The organism is Streptococcus suis YS161 (assembly GCF_002760245.1).
GTDB classification, from domain to species: Bacteria; Bacillota; Bacilli; order Lactobacillales; family Streptococcaceae; genus Streptococcus; species Streptococcus suis_I.
Genome location: NZ_ASCA01000056.1, coordinates 25,353 through 43,863 on the forward strand (window position 1 = coordinate 25,353; position 18,511 = coordinate 43,863).

Annotated in this window: 24 protein-coding genes and 2 pseudogenes; 16 read left to right on the forward strand and 10 right to left on the reverse strand. The window is 40.6% G+C overall.

Going from position 1 to position 18,511, the window contains the following annotated elements:
- Positions 1–33: 33 nt before the first annotated feature.
- The 3 genes from SST111_RS07290 to SST111_RS12210 are packed head-to-tail and all read left to right on the forward strand — an operon-like array spanning position 34 to position 1,708.
- Positions 34–894, forward strand: a complete 861-nt coding sequence (locus tag SST111_RS07290) for an ATP-binding cassette domain-containing protein (RefSeq protein WP_099810498.1) — start codon at positions 34–36, stop codon at positions 892–894.
- Positions 875–1,528, forward strand: coding sequence for an ABC-2 transporter permease (locus SST111_RS07295; RefSeq protein ID WP_024399010.1), 654 nt, complete (start codon positions 875–877; stop codon positions 1,526–1,528). Before SST111_RS07290 ends, SST111_RS07295 begins: the two co-directional genes overlap by 20 nt.
- Positions 1,529–1,540: 12 nt before the next feature.
- Complete coding sequence (locus SST111_RS12210; protein ID WP_153309255.1) at positions 1,541–1,708, forward strand: hypothetical protein; 168 nt, start codon at positions 1,541–1,543, stop codon at positions 1,706–1,708.
- A 78-nt stretch (positions 1,709–1,786) separates the two neighbouring features.
- On the opposite strand, the gene SST111_RS07300 is transcribed toward SST111_RS12210, so the two are convergent.
- From SST111_RS07300 to SST111_RS07310, 3 genes are read right to left on the reverse strand one after another with little or no spacing between them, the layout of a single operon-like run.
- Positions 1,787–2,977, reverse strand: coding sequence for a cation diffusion facilitator family transporter (locus SST111_RS07300; RefSeq protein WP_044767933.1), 1,191 nt, complete (start codon positions 2,975–2,977; stop codon positions 1,787–1,789).
- Between the two features lie 56 nt (positions 2,978–3,033).
- Entirely contained in the window at positions 3,034–3,486 is a 453-nt protein-coding gene (locus SST111_RS07305; RefSeq protein ID WP_024375655.1) for a threonine/serine exporter family protein, read from the reverse strand.
- 3 nt (positions 3,487–3,489) lie between these two features.
- Entirely contained in the window at positions 3,490–4,248 is a 759-nt protein-coding gene (locus SST111_RS07310) for a threonine/serine exporter family protein (RefSeq protein ID WP_029175378.1), read from the reverse strand.
- Between the two features lie 162 nt (positions 4,249–4,410).
- On the opposite strand from SST111_RS07310, the gene SST111_RS07315 reads away from it, so the two are divergent.
- Together SST111_RS07315 and SST111_RS07320 are read left to right on the forward strand one after the other, a co-directional pair.
- Entirely contained in the window at positions 4,411–4,848 is a 438-nt protein-coding gene (locus tag SST111_RS07315; RefSeq protein ID WP_099810499.1) for a MarR family winged helix-turn-helix transcriptional regulator, read from the forward strand.
- 11 nt (positions 4,849–4,859) lie between these two features.
- Positions 4,860–5,219, forward strand: a complete 360-nt coding sequence (locus SST111_RS07320; protein WP_002940920.1) for a DUF1304 domain-containing protein — start codon at positions 4,860–4,862, stop codon at positions 5,217–5,219.
- A gap of 35 nt (positions 5,220–5,254) precedes the next feature.
- Here SST111_RS07320 and SST111_RS07325 read toward each other — a convergent pair whose 3' ends face one another.
- From SST111_RS07325 to SST111_RS07340, 4 genes are read right to left on the reverse strand one after another with little or no spacing between them, the layout of a single operon-like run.
- A complete protein-coding gene (locus SST111_RS07325) occupies positions 5,255–6,109 on the reverse strand; it encodes a DUF4097 family beta strand repeat-containing protein (protein ID WP_099810500.1) in 855 nt (284 codons plus the stop codon).
- Positions 6,096–6,674 carry a DUF1700 domain-containing protein gene (locus SST111_RS07330; RefSeq protein WP_099810501.1) on the reverse strand — a complete coding sequence of 193 codons (579 nt, stop codon included), beginning with the start codon at positions 6,672–6,674 and terminating at the stop codon, positions 6,096–6,098. The genes SST111_RS07325 and SST111_RS07330 overlap by 14 nt, the downstream gene beginning before the upstream one ends.
- An 11-nt stretch (positions 6,675–6,685) precedes the next feature.
- Entirely contained in the window at positions 6,686–7,798 is a 1,113-nt protein-coding gene (locus SST111_RS07335) for a DUF4097 family beta strand repeat-containing protein (RefSeq protein ID WP_099810502.1), read from the reverse strand.
- Positions 7,795–8,112: a PadR family transcriptional regulator gene (locus SST111_RS07340; RefSeq protein ID WP_002937690.1), complete on the reverse strand. Its 318-nt coding sequence runs from the start codon at positions 8,110–8,112 to the stop codon at positions 7,795–7,797. The genes SST111_RS07335 and SST111_RS07340 overlap by 4 nt, the downstream gene beginning before the upstream one ends.
- 130 nt (positions 8,113–8,242) lie before the next feature.
- Here SST111_RS07340 and SST111_RS07345 point away from each other — a divergent pair, with 130 nt between their 5' ends.
- The gene (locus SST111_RS07345; RefSeq protein WP_024388988.1) at positions 8,243–9,157 is read left to right on the forward strand and encodes an AEC family transporter; all 915 of its coding nucleotides are present in this window, start codon (positions 8,243–8,245) and stop codon (positions 9,155–9,157) included.
- Positions 9,158–9,192: 35 nt separating this feature from the next.
- Here SST111_RS07345 and SST111_RS07350 read toward each other — a convergent pair whose 3' ends face one another.
- The 3 genes from SST111_RS07350 to SST111_RS07360 form a co-directional block, all read right to left on the reverse strand.
- Positions 9,193–9,591, reverse strand: a complete 399-nt coding sequence (locus tag SST111_RS07350; protein ID WP_002940890.1) for a DUF5684 domain-containing protein — start codon at positions 9,589–9,591, stop codon at positions 9,193–9,195.
- A gap of 119 nt (positions 9,592–9,710) precedes the next feature.
- Positions 9,711–10,931, reverse strand: coding sequence for a peptidase T (gene pepT / locus SST111_RS07355; protein WP_099810503.1), 1,221 nt, complete (start codon positions 10,929–10,931; stop codon positions 9,711–9,713).
- Between the two features lie 9 nt (positions 10,932–10,940).
- On the reverse strand, positions 10,941–11,756 hold the full coding sequence (locus SST111_RS07360) for a Cof-type HAD-IIB family hydrolase (protein ID WP_099810504.1): 816 nt from the start codon (positions 11,754–11,756) through the stop codon (positions 10,941–10,943).
- A gap of 405 nt (positions 11,757–12,161) precedes the next feature.
- Here SST111_RS07360 and SST111_RS07365 point away from each other — a divergent pair, with 405 nt between their 5' ends.
- The 10 genes and pseudogenes from SST111_RS07365 to truB all read left to right on the forward strand — a co-directional run bounded on the left by SST111_RS07365 (position 12,162) and on the right by truB (position 18,486).
- Positions 12,162–12,632 (forward strand): SRPBCC domain-containing protein, encoded by a 471-nt coding sequence (locus SST111_RS07365; protein WP_099810505.1) that lies wholly within the window; start codon positions 12,162–12,164, stop codon positions 12,630–12,632.
- A 17-nt stretch (positions 12,633–12,649) separates the two neighbouring features.
- Positions 12,650–12,907, forward strand: a pseudogene (locus SST111_RS12580) (hypothetical protein).
- 6 nt (positions 12,908–12,913) lie between these two features.
- On the forward strand, positions 12,914–14,173 hold the full coding sequence (locus SST111_RS07375) for a DUF2130 domain-containing protein (RefSeq protein WP_099810506.1): 1,260 nt from the start codon (positions 12,914–12,916) through the stop codon (positions 14,171–14,173).
- A complete protein-coding gene (locus SST111_RS07380; protein ID WP_099810507.1) occupies positions 14,160–14,711 on the forward strand; it encodes a nucleotidyltransferase domain-containing protein in 552 nt (183 codons plus the stop codon). The genes SST111_RS07375 and SST111_RS07380 overlap by 14 nt, the downstream gene beginning before the upstream one ends.
- A gap of 12 nt (positions 14,712–14,723) precedes the next feature.
- Positions 14,724–14,933: pseudogene (locus tag SST111_RS07385) on the forward strand (aminoglycoside adenylyltransferase domain-containing protein); the annotation flags it as partial.
- Positions 14,930–15,538: an alpha/beta fold hydrolase gene (locus SST111_RS07390; RefSeq protein ID WP_099810509.1), complete on the forward strand. Its 609-nt coding sequence runs from the start codon at positions 14,930–14,932 to the stop codon at positions 15,536–15,538. The pseudogene SST111_RS07385 and the gene SST111_RS07390, both read left to right, overlap by 4 nt.
- Positions 15,538–15,768: a DUF1858 domain-containing protein gene (locus SST111_RS07395; RefSeq protein WP_099810510.1), complete on the forward strand. Its 231-nt coding sequence runs from the start codon at positions 15,538–15,540 to the stop codon at positions 15,766–15,768. The genes SST111_RS07390 and SST111_RS07395 overlap by 1 nt, the downstream gene beginning before the upstream one ends.
- Positions 15,768–17,093, forward strand: a complete 1,326-nt coding sequence (locus tag SST111_RS07400; RefSeq protein WP_099810511.1) for a DUF438 domain-containing protein — start codon at positions 15,768–15,770, stop codon at positions 17,091–17,093. The genes SST111_RS07395 and SST111_RS07400 overlap by 1 nt, the downstream gene beginning before the upstream one ends.
- A 33-nt stretch (positions 17,094–17,126) precedes the next feature.
- Positions 17,127–17,558, forward strand: a complete 432-nt coding sequence (locus SST111_RS12435; RefSeq protein ID WP_257211820.1) for a hypothetical protein — start codon at positions 17,127–17,129, stop codon at positions 17,556–17,558.
- 52 nt (positions 17,559–17,610) lie between these two features.
- A complete protein-coding gene (gene truB, locus SST111_RS07415; protein ID WP_180274040.1) occupies positions 17,611–18,486 on the forward strand; it encodes a tRNA pseudouridine(55) synthase TruB in 876 nt (291 codons plus the stop codon).
- Positions 18,487–18,511 lie beyond the last annotated feature (25 nt).

Here is an 18,511-nt window from a genome sequence, read left to right on the forward strand (position 1 = left end):
TACATGATGTTATAATTTAAATGAGGTGTTATCATGAGTACCAAATCAATAGTTAATATAAAAAATTTAACAAAGCAGTATGGAAATTTTCAATTGCGAGTCCGTAACTTAGAGATTCCAGAAGGTAAGGTTATTGGACTGATTGGTGAAAATGGCTCTGGTAGATCTACTTTACTGAATTTGATTTTAAATCAACTACAGATTGAAAAGGATTGTATAAGGATTTTTGAACAAACTTATCCAGAGCATGAACAAGACATTAAATCGAAAATAGGGGTTATTTTAGAACAAAACTTTTTTCCAGTTTCATTTTCTGTGGAGCAAGTTGAAAGAATGATGAGCATGATTTATCCTAGTTGGGATGAAAAGTTATTTTATACTTTTATTCAAAAGTTTAATTTACCGTCTCAAAAACAGATTATAGAATTTTCCAGAGGGATGGTGGTAAAACTTAATTTTGCGGCTGCTCTTGCTCACCGCCCTAGACTATTAATTGCAGATGAGGCCACAAGTGGCTTGGATCCTATTATTAGGCGAGAGATTTTATCTATTTTAGAAGAGTGTGTTAAAAAAGAGAATATGACCGTAGTTTTATCTTCACATATTTTGAGTGACTTAGAACAGGCAGCAGATTATTTTATTTTTATCCATAACGGGGAGATTCTGCTAGAGGGAGATAGAGCAAGTTTACTGAACCGATTTATGATTAAAACAGAAATAAAGGATAACATGCAGCAAGGAGACATTTATTATAAATTAGAAGAGGGTACTAGTGTTCGATATTTAGTGGTTGTATCTGACAAGAATAAAGGCGAGAGTCATTATGCAACGCTTTGGGAAATTTTACTATTTTTAGTCAAAGGAGAACAAATAAATGAAAGGACTACTATATAAAGATGCGCAACTTATTTTAAATAAAGTAAAGATAATCAATAGAATTCTTATCTGCTTAGCCTTATTCTTAATTACAATCTTTGCAAGAGAATCGGGGACAATTTTTTTACTAATAGTGTTACCAATAAGTTTAGCTTCTCTTCCCACAACTTTTGTGGTATCAGATAGTGAGAATGGTTGGAATCAATTTGTAGGAGTCTTCCCAATTTCAAAATCTAAGGTAATTTTAGCACGGTATCTCTTTTGTATTTCTTTTATTTTTTTTGCAAGTTCCATAGTATTGAGTTTAAGTGTTGCTGCCCATATCATGTTTAATCAATACAGTCTTAATCTACATTTTATTATGGCTTTGCTTGGAATATTCTTTGGAATTATGTATGTTGCCTTATTACTTCCTTCCGTATATGCCTTTGGTGCTTTTGGAAATACGATTGTCAATATATTGGTACTATCGTTAGTTATGGGATTGGTGTATGGTCTTCAGAAAACGACTTTCGGCATGATTTTTATTAACTGGATTAGTTCAGTAAATCAGTTACTTATAGTCATAAGTATCATAATTTTTGCTAGTATCATGATTGGGATTTCTTTTACACTTTCAACTAAAATCTATTGTAAAATATTTATGAAGTAAAGGAGTAGTACTATGAATAATAAGAAAATATATCGTCTAATATCTATAGGTTTAGCAATCTTTTCAGCTATTCTTGCAGTCGTTTTATTTGTGTGGGGAGAAAGAGGGCAAGTTTTTATAGCTATACTACCTCTCCTTTTATCGAAAATCATAGATAATATTGGAAAAAATAAAGGTTGAATGACAGTGCTTAGTAGGTAAAGCAAAAGAGCCATGTGCTCTTTTTATGTATCCAAACGAAAAGCCTTGTCGCAATGACTAGGCTTTTTTGGATATTTGATGAAATACAACCGTCCAATTTTCATGACGGCGCCAAAGTGACGTATGAACATAATCACCAATTTCAAACGTAACTAATTTTGATTTTTGGCTAATGGAGGTCATTTGGTAATTGGATAAATACGTGGTTTGGATGGGGTGGTCGACAAGCATCTGAGTTTTATTTCGATAGCGGCCTTTGGCATCAATTAAGAGATACTGGTCGTCAATCAATTCTTCATACCCATTAGCATGTGCTTGTATCTCTGTTTCAAAACGGAAGAGTTTGTCGTACACATGCTCATACATCTCATCGTGTGGAATTTCAGATGGTTCTACGTGAATATCCACATCAAAAACTCCATGTTTGAGTGTTAGGAGTTGCTCAACCTGCTCAGTCACTTCATGACTTTCATAAACGGATAAGTCTGGATTCATTTCTAAAACAACATCAAGGTAGATATTGGCTCCATAAGTCCGACCACGTTGTGATTTGACAGAAACGATTTTTGGGAGTTTGAGAATATCTTCCTCGTACTTTTTCAATAAGTTTTCATCAAATCCATCAGATAGTGTAAAGAAGCTTTCCATAAAAATATCGTAGGCAGTTTTTAGGATAAAGAAGGTAATGATGATGGCTGCAATTTTATCGACAATAGGGAAGTTGAAAGCCGCAGCAAAGATCGCGATAGAAGTTCCTATGGAAGTGACTGCATCGGATAGATTATCCTTGGCAGCTGCTTCTAAGGCCTTGGAACGTACTTTTTTTGCCAAGCGGTTATTATATAAATAAACAGCTAACATAACTAGTGCAGAAAAAATTCCGACAATGGCCCCCATAATGTCTACTTCGATAGAAGAATTGCTGATTAGTTTTTGGAGGGTATCATAGAGTACTTGGAAACCAACGACAAACATGATGAAGGATGTAATCAAGCTTGCCAAGTCTTCCATTTTCCAGTGTCCAAATTTATGATCGGTATCAGCTGGTTTCTGTGCCATTTTTAGTCCAACAAGTACAGCGATATTACCGATAATATCAGAAATATTATTGAAGGCATCTGCTCGTAAGGCATCTGAATGAAAGAGTTGTCCTGCAACGAGTTTGATACCTGATAAGATAATATAGGCACCGATAGATAGCAAAGCACCGCGTTCAGCAAGTTTTAGATTGGTTACGTTTTGGTTCATAGCATCTCCTTTGATAAGTTTTCATTTTAACAAAAAGGCCCCTTATTTTCAAGGGGTTAGGCTGCTTTTTTGCCGGTTCGAAGAACCTTATAAAGGCGCAATAATATTGTTCCGCTGGCCATACCGATGGGAATGACTAAGGCTAAAGTTAAGACGGTAGTGATATTGGTTAGGGCTTGAGCGTGGTCTCCAGAAACGAAATAAGTCGTGGTCATGTAGGCTCGATAGCCTGGAACAAGCGGTGCAAGTATAGCCAATGAAAAGATGACGGAGGGTGTTTTTAACCAAATACTCATGATTTGACTGATACAGGATCCGATAATTGCCGCGAAAAAGGTAGCAATCAAGACATTTGTTGGTTCCAATAGTAAAAGATAAATAAGCCAAACAAGCATGCCTAGGAGTCCACCAGGGACCAGCATTTTTCTTTGAACATTGAGAACAATTAAGAAGGCTGCGATAGCGATATAAGAGGCGAGTGCCTGTAATAAGAAGTGAACTGGTGTCATAGATTACCTCACAAGCATAAAGGCCACAGTTGTACCTGCACCGAGCGATAAGATAATAAGCGCTGTTTGGAAAAATTTGGTCATCCCTGTATTGATATGATTGGTCATGAGGTCTCTTACAGCATTTGTAAAAGCAATCCCTGGTACAAAAGGCATGACTGCCCCTGCATTAATCAGGTTAGGATTAATGGGGAGAGTAGTGGTTGCGCTTAATAAATAAGAGGTGAGTGAGAAGACAAAGGCGCCAACGAAGGTGGTGACAAAATCAATGCCAATATAGCGATCGACAATTAGTGAGATAGGGAAAGCTAAAGCTGTTGCGAGGACAGCACCTGCTGCATCTAAAAGAGAACCTCCGAACATGATGGTAAAAAATGGTGCGGCTACTACGGCAGCTAAGGTTATTTGGATATTGTTATAAGGTGGCTTTTGTTGTTTGATTGCATTTAATTGGCTCCATGCTTCTTCTAGGCTGATTTCTTCATTGGCTAGGGAACGGGAGATTTGGTTGACGTCACAAACTTTCTGCATGTCGTAATTTGAATTGACAATGCGTTTCATACGCGAAATATTCGTATGGTCGATGGAGAAAAAGATAGCAGCAGGGATGGCAAGGACATTGGCCTGTTCAATTCCTTGTGAATGTGCAATCCGAATCATGGTATCTTCAACTCGGTGAATTTCTGCACCGCTTTGTGCCAAAATCGCACCAGCGAGCATGAGCACGTCTATGACCAAGTTTAGTCTAGGAGTGTTTTCCATAAGTAAGTCCCATCCCTCTGCTAGTTATTTTCTTAATTATAACAAAATATAGGTGTAGGCAATATATTTTTTTTAATAGATAGGCAAAATAGTTGAAAATTGTTCGGATTGTAGTATAATTGACTTATCAATGATTGATTAATCAATCAAAAGAGGTAGATAATGCAAGAAATGGAAGATTTGTTATACAGATTGAAAGTGGCAGATGAGACGATTTCCCATCTTTTTGAAAAGCAGTTGGGAATCAGTTTGACACGCTATTCAATATTGCAAACATTACTAAAAGATGCACCCCTGCATCAGTTGGCTTTGCAGGAGAGGCTTCAGATAGACCGCGCAGCGGTTACGCGTCATCTCAAATTGTTGGAGGAGAGCGGCTATATCATTCGCAAGCGAAATCCTGAAAATCAGAGAGAAGTACTTGTCTGGCCAACTGAGCAGGCTAGGGAAGCGCTAATCACGAATCCTTCTGCCCACCACCAAGCTATCAAAACTTCGATGAATCAGATTCTAACTGTTGAGGAGAGCGAGCAATTCCTAGCCACTCTTGATAAACTGTTGATTGGCTTGCAAAATCTACCTATATATATAATTTTTTGAGAGGAGACGTTATGTCTATTTTTACCACTATTCTAGCTAGTATCGTAGCTATTGAGCACCTATATATCATGTATTTGGAAACCTTTGCGACCCATTCAGGCTCTACTAGTCGCGTATTCAATATGGAGAAGGAAGAATTACAACGTAAGTCTGTGACAACCCTATTTAAAAACCAGGGAATCTATAATGGTTTGTTGGCCGTCTTCCTTATCTATGGAATTTTCACAGGCAACCTTGAAGTGACAACTATTTTTGTCTTGTTTGTTATTGGAGCAGCAGGCTACGGAGCAGCGACTTCTAGTCCAAAAATCATCTTAACCCAAGGTGGACCAGCTATCTTGGCATTAATTTCTATTTTGTTGTTTAAATAGGTTAAAAAGCCTTCCGTGAGGAGGGCTTTTTGCAATTACTGAATATTCAGTTCTCCATCTAGTGTAGAGATATAGAGGTAATTAGTGGCTTGGGGATTGGAATAGGTTGGAAGGTCAATTCCCAGATTATTTTGACTGGCATCTATATGGATGTCAGTTTTTGTTTTGGAATGAAGAGAAATGTCGATTGAACCATCGTAATTACTGATGCCATGCTTTCCCTCTAGTTTTAGGTTTTCTGCTTTAAAATCACCATCCTCAACAGTTAGAATACTTCCGGTAGTATCGGTGATGTCCGCTGGACTTGTTAATGTGGACTGATTGATTGCTACTTCTCCATTGAGGTGTGACAAATGAGCAAAGCTGAGTTGACTGTTTTCAATCAACATATCCCCATCTTCTGCAGTGAGTTCAAGATTTTGAATAGTCACTTTATCCAGATAGACATCCCCTTGAATGCTCCCTGAGAGTGTTTCGATTGTGCTATTTTTAGGGACCTGTAAGACAGGTTGGTAGTAGGCAACATTCTGGTCATTGACAAGATGTAAGATAGGTTCGAGTAAACCATCATAAGTAACGATGCCTTGAAAAGCACTAGAAATAGTTAATTTTCCATCTTGGACTTGGTGACTGAGGAGGTCGATATCTTTATGCTGATTTCGATAGTAGTGGAGGTGGAATTGGTTGTCAGGCGAGGGCATAATGGACAGTCTTTCATTAACTTCTATAGCCCTAATGTTACTAAAACTGGCTGTTTGGGGCTGAAAATAGTTTTCTGCAACAGTTTTCATATTTGTCCAACCGCCAGCCAGGTAGCCAATGAGGCTTAGAACGGCTCCAAGACCTAGCAGGCTCAGACTGATTTTCGTAAATGGTTTAAGCTGTTTCATAGTAGCCTCCTTTGCGGATTTTTCTTTGTATCCAATGTAAAACAAGCAAGAAGGTTTTGCTTCCAAGGTCTAGAGTGAATTTACTACCCAATAGAGTGAGGGCCAAGCAGATGAGGGCCAGGCCTGTGAAGAGCAGGGAGGTAGACCATGATAGTGTGAAGAGGTCAAAGGCGAGGAGTAGCTGGGCTATCGCCAGGCTGAGGAGGACAATCCAGAGTGAGATAAGAAGTAGGAAGACACTGAAGATGAGCAGGAGAAGGGTGATGAAGAGGGCAATCAAGCTGATGGCTAGGGGGATGCCGATTGGTGCGGCAAGGATAGAGAGGATGGTCAGCCAGACCATATTGCGGGTATTTGGCTTATCCTCAATCTTCTCTTTATCATATAGATTGGCTAGAATTTCACGGGCTGCTTCTTTTGGACTGCCTAATTCTTTAATGGCTTGCTCGTCGTTTTCTTTCTCATCGAAAAACTCATTGAAATAGTCTAAGGTATCCTGAAAATCTTCTTTTGGCAGGTGTTTGAGATGTTTTTCGAGTTTCTGTAAATATTCCTTGCGCTTCATGGGAACCTCCTTTATCCTATGCTAAGCTGGCAGTCATGACAATGAATAACCAACTGAGCAGGGCTATTTTCTTGCCTATAGCTGAGATGAGTGATGTCACCCTCTTTCATCATTGTAAACGCCTTATCTTTTGGAAGTTTAAGGCTAGAATCTTCCTCCCAGATGTCCAAACTGATGTCTGTACTTGGTTTATAGGTTAAGACAGAATCTTCAGCCTGGCAGTTAAGGCTCTTTTCAAGGACAAAATCCTTCAACTTCCAGACACAGTCTTCTAATGTTATCCTTGCATCTGAAAGGCTCATGCTTGAGAGAGTGATAACAGCATCGCTGGCTTCCAATTTTAACTCGCTCATCTGTCCATCTGAGATAGTTAGTGTAGCGTCTTCTAACCGTAGAGCAGAGCTTGGACAGCTCACTTTCGTCATGCTGATGCTGCTATCTTCTGCATTGATGACCAGCTGTTCGCTCGCCTGCACATCTGCCATCGTCAGACTACTATCTCTCGTTTTCAGATTGAGACTAGTAAGGGGCAGGAGTCTTTTAGGGATTTTGAGAATAGCAGAGCTGGTTTGCTGGTTGGAAAAGTAGAGGTGGTCTGGGAGTGGCTTGCTAGATAGGTACAAACTATCTTGAACTAGTTGATAGTCAAAAGCCTGATAGGACATTTCTTCAGAAAATGGATTGTGTAATACTACCTTATCACCTTCATAGCTTTGCACACTAAGCGCTTGGTCTTCGAGAATAATCTGTAGATTTGAAAAATCAGGTAATTCTACAATCTTCGCCGTCAATTCAATTCTTTCCCTAGCTTGATAGGCTGAATGTTTGAAATTGTTGAAAAAATTCTCCCAGTCAAATTGAAAGTCAAAATCAAAGTTGAAATCAAATGGTTTAGATGAATGTAGACTTGCTTGGTCTTTCTCGGTGATTAGGGCATCTTCAGGTAGATTGGCAATGATTTCTTTTGCTGCTTCATCAGGTGTTCCTAGCTCTATAATAGCTTCCTCATCGTTATCCTTTTCGTCAAAATATTCATTGAAGTAGTCCAGAGCCTCCTGTCTGGCACTTGGATGAAGTTGAAATAATGCTTGTTCCAGTTGGTTCAAATAATCTGCGCGTGTCATTTTCGTAAGCTCCCTTCTATAATTCCGTCAATATGGTCTTTGTAGCTATTCCATTCACCCTGCAGGAAGGGGAGGTGTTCACGTCCAGCAGGAGTGATGGTATAGTATTTCCGCTTTCTCCCTTGAAATTCTTGGGTATAGGTGGTGACATAGCCAGCCTTTTCCAATTTTTTCAAAATAGGGTAGAGTGTGGATTCCTTTATATCAGCAACTATCTTGATGGTTTGGCTGATTTCATAGCCGTAGGAATCCTGCTTTTCCACGATGGCTAATACCAGAAATTCTATCAAGATAGAGGATACGGGGTAGTACATAAACTCACCTCTTTATCTTTATGTAATTATTTTATATATAAATTATATACCTATTATTTAGTAAAATCAAGCGATTATATAAAATTTTTATATATCATCAAAATTCTTTTCTATATGCTATACTAGTTTCATGAATGAACTTGAATTATTAGCCCGTGCTCTCGGTTTTATCTTTGTTATCGGTTTAGGTTATACATTAAAAGTCAAAGGGATTGTTCGAAGGGAAGATGCAAGAATCTTTTCTAGCTTAGTGATGAATATTACGCTACCAGCTTCTCTCCTTGTAGCTTCAGCGACAGCCCAAGTATCTATAGATTTATACGTTCCCTTCATATTAGGAATTCTTTGTAATCTTTTTTTGGATATGGTGGGATACTGGGAAGCGAAGAAGTCTGGTCAACAGACTTCCGTCGGTCTTATGCAGTTATCAGGCTATAATATCGGAACCTTTACACTCCCATTTGTGCAAGCTTTTTTTCCGCTATCTAGTCTACTAAGCGTCATCGTATTTGATGCGGGGAATGCAATCATGGTTCTAGGTGGGAATTACAGTATCGCAGCTGGTGTGGATGAAGAGCAGGAAAGAATGACCGTTGCAACTTTTATAAAGAATCTTTCACGCTCAGTTCCACTAGTAGTCTATCTAGTTAGCCTATCGTTAGCAGTCTGCTCTATCAAACTTCCACGCGAACTTATCTCTGCGCTGACGATAGCCAGTAACGCCAATCCTTTTTTAGCCATGCTCATGTTGGGAATCTTGCTTGATTTAAAATTGAATTGGCAAGAAATTAGTCGATTGGCCTATCTTCTCTCTTTGAGGCTGGGTGCGAATATTCTAATAGCAGGAGTCATTTATTTTCTTCTACCTATTGATAAAACGATGAAAATCATGTTGCTGGTCTGTCTCGTTTCTCCGATTTCAGTCATGTCCCCAATTTATGCATTAAAGTTAGGTAGTCGATCAGCTGAACCTGCCAATGTTAACTCCTTATCTATTTTGGTCAGCCTAGTCATGATGGTTCTTCTTATTTTTCTATTCGTTTAAAAAAGCCTCCGCGTGTGCGGGGGCTTGATTGTACATTAATCAATAAAGAATTCTTGTGGACCTTGGTAACGACTTCCATCATTAAAGGCGATGTAGAGGTTAAAGATAGGTGTAAGAAGAACATAGAAGATAGCTTGTACAGCTGATAAACCGAAGCTACGACCAAAATTGTAAACGAGATAGATGCCATATAATGGTCCTGCTAGTGGAATCAGTAAGAATAGAATGAACCATCTTTTTTCATAGCCGAAGGCGATGCATTGTTGGATATAGAGATTGTAGATTGGAATCAATGATTTCCAACCAGCATAGCCTGCTTTTTTGAAGAGGATGTAGTTGGAAATAGCAACAAGAATATACCAAATAAATGAAAATAGTAGTGTTGTACCCCAAATGCCAATGAGAATTCCCTGTGCTAATGTTTCTTCTGTCATAATAAAACTCCATTTCTTTTTGATGGTTCTATTATAACAGTATTAGTTCAATAATACAATAGTTATATCGGACAATTTTCGAAAAAAGTAGATTTTTTCAGAAAACCTACTTTTCTTTCTTATTTGTAAGCTACAATACCTAAAATCACATCAACAGCTTTTTCCATGGTTTGCAAGCTGACAAACTCGAAGCGACCGTGCATGTTTTCGCCACCTGCGAAGATATTTGGCGTTGGAATGCCCATGAAGGAAATCTTAGAGCCGTCTGTTCCTCCGCGAACAGGCTCAATCAGTGGCTTGATACCTAGATTTTCCATGACGTCCTTAGCAATGTTAATTGGAGTCATATCTTTTTCGATGATTTTTTTCATATTGTAGTACTGGTCATGCAGGTTGACAATGACACGTGGAGTGTCAAAGTTGGCATTCATCTTTTCAGCGATGTCCAGCATGAGTTGTTTGCGGGCTTGGAAATCTGCTTCCTCAAAGTCACGGATGATGTAGGTGGTAGAAGCAGTATCGACACTTCCTTCCATGTTCATCAAGTGGAAGAAACCTTCGTAACCTTCAGTTTTTTCAGGACGGTCTGCTTCAGGAAGGGCATTGTGGAAATCAATAGCCATCTGGAAGGCATTAATCATCTGGTCTTTTGCTGAACCTGGGTGGACATTGCGTCCAAGGAAGTCAATCTTAGCACCCGCTGCTGAGAAGGTTTCGTACTGGAGTTCGCCCAGCGGTCCACCGTCCATAGTGTAGGCAAAGTCAACATCAAAATCTTCCACATCAAACTTGTCTGCACCGACACCGATTTCTTCGTCAGGACCAAAGCCGACACGGATTTCGCAGTGCTTGATGTCAGGATTTTGGACTAGGAATTCAATCGCTGTCATGATTTCTGCAATTCCTGACTTATCATCAGAGCCTAGCAAGGTGGTACCGTCTGTAGTAATCAGTGTTTGACCCTGGTAGTTGGCAAGTTGTGGGAAGTCTTTTGGATGCAATTCATAGCCAGAAGTTCCCAAGGCAATGGGATTGCCGTCGTAGTTTTCGATGATCTGAGGATTCACACCTTCTGCGTTGAAATCCGCTGTATCCATGTGGGCGATGAAGCCAATCTTACGCGTCAAATTTGGGTCGTTGGCAGGTAGTGTTCCCACAGCAAAACCATTTGGCAGGTAGTGGACATTCTGTAAGCCGATGCGTTTCATTTCAGGCAGAAGGATATTCTGTGCAAACTCGACTTGGTTATAAGTAGATGGAGTAGTTGTTGAGTTTTCGTCAGAGCGGGTGTTTTCTTTAACATAGACTAAAAAGCGGTCTAAGAGTGTTGGGTATTTCATAGTGTCTCCTTATTTGTTCAAAATATGTTTTTCAATGGCTTTGGCAACGCCGTTGTTTTCATTGGTATCTGTGATGTCCTGAGCAATCGCCTTGACCTGCTCGTTAGCGTTGCCCATGGCAATACCAAGTCCAGCAAATGCAATCATTTCCAGGTCGTTGTTGGCATCTCCCATAGCCATGATTTCTTCAGGAAGGATACCGAGGCGGTCTGCCAATTTTTTCAAACCCGTGGCTTTGCTTGCACCGTTTGGCAAAATTTCCAAGAGATAGTCCTGTGAACGAACGGTGGAATAGCCTTGGCTGAGTACAGGATTGTGTTGATTTTCAAAGGCATCAATATGCTCTTTTTCACCGACGAACATGGCTTCAAAGAAACGGTGTTTGCCAGATCTAGCTTCTGACAAATCGATGGGCTGGGGTATCATTCCTACCAAACCAGCATCTAGGTTGACACGTGCATTGGCTTTTTCTGCCAGAACGAAGTAATCTTCCTCGTCAAAGAGAGAGATTTGCACATCATCATTTTCAATAAAAGTGGAAAGATAATCAATATCAGAGATAGATAGTTCTTCCCAGTCAATCAGGCTCCAATCCTTTGTCGAATGGGTTGAACAGCCGTTATTGACAATGATAAATTCTTCCTCGGTGTCAAAGCCGAGCTGCTCTACAAAAGGCTTAACACCAGCCAAGGGCCGACCAGTACAAAGAACAATCTTGACGCCCGCTTCAACAGCCTGATGAATAGCATCAATTTGTGGCTGCATCAACTCTTTATTCTCGTTTAAGAGGGTTCCGTCCATGTCAAGAGCGATTAGTTTAATCATAGTTACCTCCTTGTTTTCACTACATCTAGTATAGCACAAAACGAGAGAGGAGTGATTGAAATACTAAACTCTGTTCTATATTGTAAAATAAATTGGGTGGCGGATAGATGAAATGAGAGTGTAAAAAATAGAATTGTTTCAAAAATGACAATGTTCATTATGTGGCAGGAAAGTCTAACATTGCTAGGGGATACAAAACATGGAGTATGAGCCAGGTAAACAAAGGTAAGGACTGTCTATGAAAGATGTTATAAAAAATAATTCAGATTTCAAGATACCGTTTTTCGATCCTTTGGAATGAATAGCACTCATGCTTGATTATGCTTAATGAATAGAGACAATGGAAATATCGGTTATGGACCAGTATTTTTTGGTATAATAGGGGAATAGAAGAGGAGTTATGGTATGAAGATTAGTGTTCAGAAAGAGTCCGAGATGTATCTGTTAACTATTTCCTACCCTGTTCCAGCTAGTTTGGCAGAAGCTTGGGACTTGTTGGCGACAGATAGTGGTTTTGTCCGCTGGTTTCCGCAGTTGAGGGTGGAGGGCGACAAGTTGGTATTTGAAATGGAAGACTTCCATGAAACCATGGATTTACTGGAATACCGAAAAAATGAGAAAATTGCCTACACGTGGGATTCAGCAACAGTTTCATTTACACTGTCTCAGCTAGAAAATCAGACCTTGATTACTTTTGAAGAACGAATTCCAGAAGATTTTGGTAATGAATTTGCCAATGCTCAAAAAGACATGACAGGATGGTTGGTGCAAAATGAATGTATCAAAAAAGTCTTAGAAGGTCAGGAGTCGCCTGTACGTCAACCCTTGCAGGAAAAGTGGAGGACTTTTCTGGAGCTTGAATTAGAAGGTTTGTGATTTGAAAGGAGGCTGTTATGAAAAAGTGGTGGGAACAACTGAAAGAAGAATATTACGAAACACGATTAAATTCTAATGAAGATTGGATGGAATGGTTTATCAAACGGAAGATGACCTGAGGATGGAGATGGCCGACTGCCATAACGATTTTTGTCCTTTGGGCTCTATCACTTCCAGATGCTAGAAATGCGGTTCGTTTCTTTTATTTTTTATTGGCGCTGGGAGTAGCTACGGTTTTACATAAATTAATATCTTATTTGAAAAGAAGAAAGTGAGAGCATATGCATCAAATTACTTGCCCCCATTGTGGGACGGCCTTTCAGGTCAATGAAACAGAATATAGTCAGCTTTTAGCCCAGGTGCGTGGTGCGGAGTTTGACAAGGAAATCCATGAACGATTGGAGCGGGAACGAGAATTATTAAGCCAGAAGGCTGAAAATGATTTGCAGGCTAGATTGAGTGATAAGGACAAGGAGATTCTGGAACTGACCGCAAAACTTGATAAATTTGCTAGTCAGACGGAACTGGAAATCAGCTCTGCTATTTCCCAAAAAGACCAAGAAATCCAAGAGCTTAAGGCTCAGTTGGGGCAAATCGGTCTTGCCAAGGACTTGGAGTTGCAGCAGGCGGTAGCTCAGGTGGAAAAAGAGCGGGATGCGGCACAAAATGCTTTGGTTTTGCAGGAACAAAAGCAAGAGTTAGCCCTGGCGACCACTCGTCAGGAGTACGAAGTACGGCTCAAGGCGGCGGATGAGCAGGTGGAATTTTACAAAAATTTCAAGGTCCAGCAGTCTACTAAGGCAATTGGAGAGAGCTTGGAGCAGTTTGCTGAGGCGGAGTTTAACAAGGTTCGTTCCTATGCTTTTCCACGTGCCAAATTTGCGAAGGACAACGAAGTATCAGCGTCCGGTTCAAAAGGAGATTTCATCTTCCGTGATTTTGACGAGTCGGGCTTGGAATTTATTTCCATCATGTTCGAAATGAAAAACGAGGCAGATACGACCAAGATCAAGCATAAAAATGCTGATTTCTTTAAGGAGTTGGATAAGGACCGTCGGGAGAAAAAATGCGAATATGCTGTATTAGTCAGCATGCTAGAGGCGGACAATGACTATTACAATACAGGGATTGTGGATGTTAGTCATGAATATGAGAAGATGTATGTTATCCGACCACAGTTCTTTATCCAATTAATCGGAATTTTACGAAATGCTGCGCTTAATAGTCTGCAATACAAGCAGGAGTTAGCCTTGGTTAAGGAGCAGAATATCGATATTACTCATTTTGAAGAAGATTTGGAAATTTTCAAGAATGCTTTTGCAAAAAACTATCAATCGGCCAGCAACAATTTCCAAAAGGCTATTGATGAAATCGACAAGGCAATCAAGCGAATGGAAGCTGTCAAGGCAGCCCTGACCACCAGCGAAAACCAGCTTCGTCTAGCCAATAATAAACTAGACGATGTCTCCGTCAAAAAACTAACCCGCAATAACCCAACCATGAAAGCTAAGTTTGAGGCGTTGAAAGATGCGAGAGAATGATATTCATGAATTACTGAATGAAATTTCTATCATATTTCAAAATGAATTAGGAAAAAATCTAGTTGGTATCTATCTGCATGGTTCGCTTGCATTGAATAGTTTTACTTGGGAAACCAGCGATGTAGATTTTCTAGTAGTTGTTGAACATTCCTTAACACAGACAGAGAAAATAGGAATTATTCAATCTCTATATGCCTTATTACCCAAATCCCCTCCTAAAGGATTGGAGATGAGTGTTATATTGAAAGATAGTCTTAAATCATGTAATTATCCTGTCCCTTACGAATTACATTTTTCAAATATGCATATTCAAGCTATACATGAAAACATAGAAAAATATTGTTATAATATTCGTGGAAGAGATGAAGATTTAACTGCACATATTATGGTTATCTGGCATAGAGGAGTTGTTTTGTATGGTCCAGCTATACAACAACTGTTTGAAGAGCCAAGGCGAGATGATTACTTGAACAGTATTTGGTTTGACATTCAAGATTATGACAATAAGGTCTTGGAACAATCTGTTGACGTGGTATAAAATCTCTGTCGAACTCTTGCCTACCTTGATGAAAATATCATTCTATCCAAAAGAGAAGGTGGGGTGTGGGAACTTACAGTTTGTCATCCTATTTACCAAACTCTGCTAGAAGATACTCTAGCAGTTTACAATGGAGAACGATTAGAGGCAGTAATTGATAAGCAGTTAGCAAAACGATTTGTTGAAGAGCAGATGAGGCAAATACGGGAGAAAATCAGATGAAACTCATTATTTTACATGGTCTAGGTCAGACTGTGGCCAGTTACGATGACTTGAAAAACTCTTTGACCGATTTTGAGGTTGATGTGTTGGAATTGCCCAAGGCAAAGAATTTTGAACGCCTTTGCAGTCTTTTACTGGAAAGACTGCAACAGGAAAGGGAATCTTTTGTACTCTTTGGCCTATCTTTAGGTGGTGTATTGGCTTTGTCACTAGCCAATCACTTGCCTAAGTGCCGAGGGCTGGTTGTTTCAGGGGCCCAGTATCGCTTAGAGGGGAATTGGTTGTTTGGTCTTCAAATCGTGATTATGTCCTTGCTTCCCAAGCCCTTTTATCGTAAGCAGGGGCTAGATAAGGCACAGTTATTAGCATTGCAGAAAAGTATGCGTCGCCTTGATTTAAGGAAAGAAATTAGTCAACTCAGTCGGCCCACCTTGCTAATCTGTGGCTCAACGGACAAACCCAATCTGAAACCTGCACATGAACTGAACAAATTAATACTACAGGCTGAGCTGGTTATCATAGAGGGCGGAGGACATGAATTAAATGTTCATAAACCAGCGGAATTGGCTCAAGCCATCAAGCAATTTTTTAAGAGGAATTTTTAATGAACACCATCGACCTAAATCTGCCTGTTGCAGAGATTATCCACCAGCACCCAGAAGTCAAGGAGATTCTGGTGGAGCTTGGTTTCAAGCCCTTGGCTAATCCAGCCATGCTCAACACCGTTGGTAAGGTGACCAGTCTTAAAACAGGCTCCAAGATGACCAAAATTCCACTAGACCGTATTCAACAGGTCTTGGAATGCAACGGCTATGAGGTAATAGGAGGAGAATAATGACGGAACAACGGATTGATATTTTGAAGAATATTCTCTTGGACCTGCACAATGGTGCTAGCCCAGAGTCTGTTCAGGACCAGTTTAATCAGCATTTCACGGGAGTTTCTGCCCTGGAAATCTCCATGATGGAGCATGAACTCATGTCCAGCGACACAGGCATCACTTTTGAAGACGTCATGAGCCTCTGCAATATCCACGCCAATCTTTTCAAAGGAGCCATTGCAGATGTGGAGGTGGCGGATATGGACCAGGAAGGACACCCAGTCTATGTCTTCAAGCAGGAAAACCTAGCATTGCGGGCGGCTCTCCTACGCATCCGCCGTATCCTTGACCAGTATGAGCAGACAGAAGATGCGGAACTACAAGATCAGCTCCAGCAAGGTTTGACACGCCAGTTTGGCCTCCTCGGTCAGTTTGAAAACCACTATACCCGCAAGGAAAAGATCTTTTTTCCAATCATGGAACGCTACGGTCACGATGCACCGCCTAAGGTCATGTGGGGCGTGGACGACGAGATTCGCGACCTCTTTAAGACGGCCCGCAAGGCTCTTGAAGGAGGCGACCTAGCTGCGACACGTACTCACTTTGAAAGCTTCGCCAAGGAATTCGAGGAGATGATTTTCAAGGAGGAAGCTATTCTCCTCATGATTTTGCTGGAGATTTTCACCCAGGACGACTGGCTCCAAGTGGCAGAGGACAGCGACGCCTACGGCTACGCCATCGTCAAGCCGACAGTCAAGTGGGTACCTCATCGGGAGACTTTTGGGGAAATAGCAAAGCAGGCAGCTGACAGTCTTACTCCGCAGCCAGCTGGACCAAACCAGCAGATTATCGATACGCCAGAAGGCCAGTTTACCATTACCTTCACACCGAAAAAGAAATCAGAATCTGTTCAGGACAGGACCAGTCCTCAGACCTTTGGTAATGGCTACTTGTCTGTCGAGCAGGCCAATCTCATTCTCAACCATTTACCGCTGGAACTCACTTTTGTCAACAAGGACGATATTTTCCAATATTATAATGACAGCCACCCTGTAGAAGACATGATTTTCAAGCGGACGCCAAGCCAGATAGGACGGCATGTGGAGCTCTGCCATCCACCCAAAATCTTAGACAAGGTCAAGAAGATTTTTGAATTGCTCCGCACAGGGCAAAAAGACCAGGTGACCATGTGGTTCAAGTCCGAGAGTATGGGCAAGTTTGTCTATGTGGTCTATAAGGCCGTGCGTGATGACCAGGGAGAGTTTCAGGGCGTCTTGGAATACGTCCAAAATATCCAACCATTTTTTGAAATTGACAGCGATTTTCATCGGGATATTTAGAAAATCTTGTATGTAATTGTGAAAGGAAAGAAAATGAAACAATTTGAACGCATATATGAGAATATAGATTTAATTATCTTCAGAGCAGATTATATTGAGGGAAGAAGTGTAGAAGTAGCAGTTAGTCTAAATGAACACGACTATTTGATACAGCATGTTGATAAAGAAGGAAAAGTTGAAAATGAACTGGAATATATCCCTATTCGTATCAGCAAGGCAAAAAAATTTAGAGAATTTTTGAAAGAAATTAAGCTGTTGGAGTGGCCTACACTAAAATTAGGTGATAAAGGGTATCATGATGCCCCATTGGTATTTTCGTATGGCTATGATGAAGAGGCTGAGGAAGGGATTGATGAAGCAGTTCCGCGTGATGCAGTACTTTCTGAAACCATGAGACGTGTTCATAAGGAGATTGAACAGTTGATTGGAACAACTTTTGGTAGCTATCGTTTTTACGATGAGTGATTGTTACCAGACCGCCCACAAGAGCGGTCCTTTGTGTTATAATGAGAACATGATTTCAGGAATTATTAATTTAAAAAAAGAGGCGGGGATGACCTCGCATGATGCAGTTTTTAAACTCCGAAAGATTCTGCAGGAGAAGAAGATTGGACACGGTGGGACGCTAGATCCAGATGTGACTGGGGTTCTGCCAATTGCAGTCGGCAAGGCCACTCGCATGATTGAGTATATGCAGGAAGAGGGTAAGATTTACGAGGGGGAGATTACCCTCGGCTACTTGACCACGACCGAAGATGCATCGGGCGATACGGTCGAGCGGACACCGGTTTTGGACATAGCAGAGCAGGTAGTTGATGAGGCTATGGCTAGTTTTGTCGGGACCATTACCCAGATTCCGCCTATGTATTCCGCCGTCAAAGTAAATGGCCGCAAGCTCTATGAGTACGCACGGGCGGGTGAAGAAGTCGAACGTCCCCAACGCCAAATTGATATATATAGTTTTGAACGTACAAGTCCTATTGAATTGGCAGATGATTGTGCACGATTTACCTTCCGAGTTCGTTGTGGAAAGGGCACCTACGTCCGTACTCTTTCTGTTGACTTAGGGGCTAAGTTAGGCTACGCCAGCCACATGTCTAAGTTGGAACGAACTGGTTCAGCAGGAATGGACCTAGCGGATGCCTTAACTTTGGAAGAAATTTCTTCGCTGGTAGCTGAAAATAATTTTTCATTTCTCCAACCTATTGAACGTGGTATCGGAGATTTACCTGTTGTAGAATTGAAAGAAGAGCAGGTGCAAGATGCTACATTTGGTCGATTTGTAGAATTGGATGCAGAAGCAGAGCGCTTAGCAGGCTTTTATGATGGTCAGTTGATTGCTATTTTTGAAAAACGCGACCAGCTGTATAAACCGAGCAAGGTTTTGGTCTAAGAAATTTCTCAATAACTGTGATAAA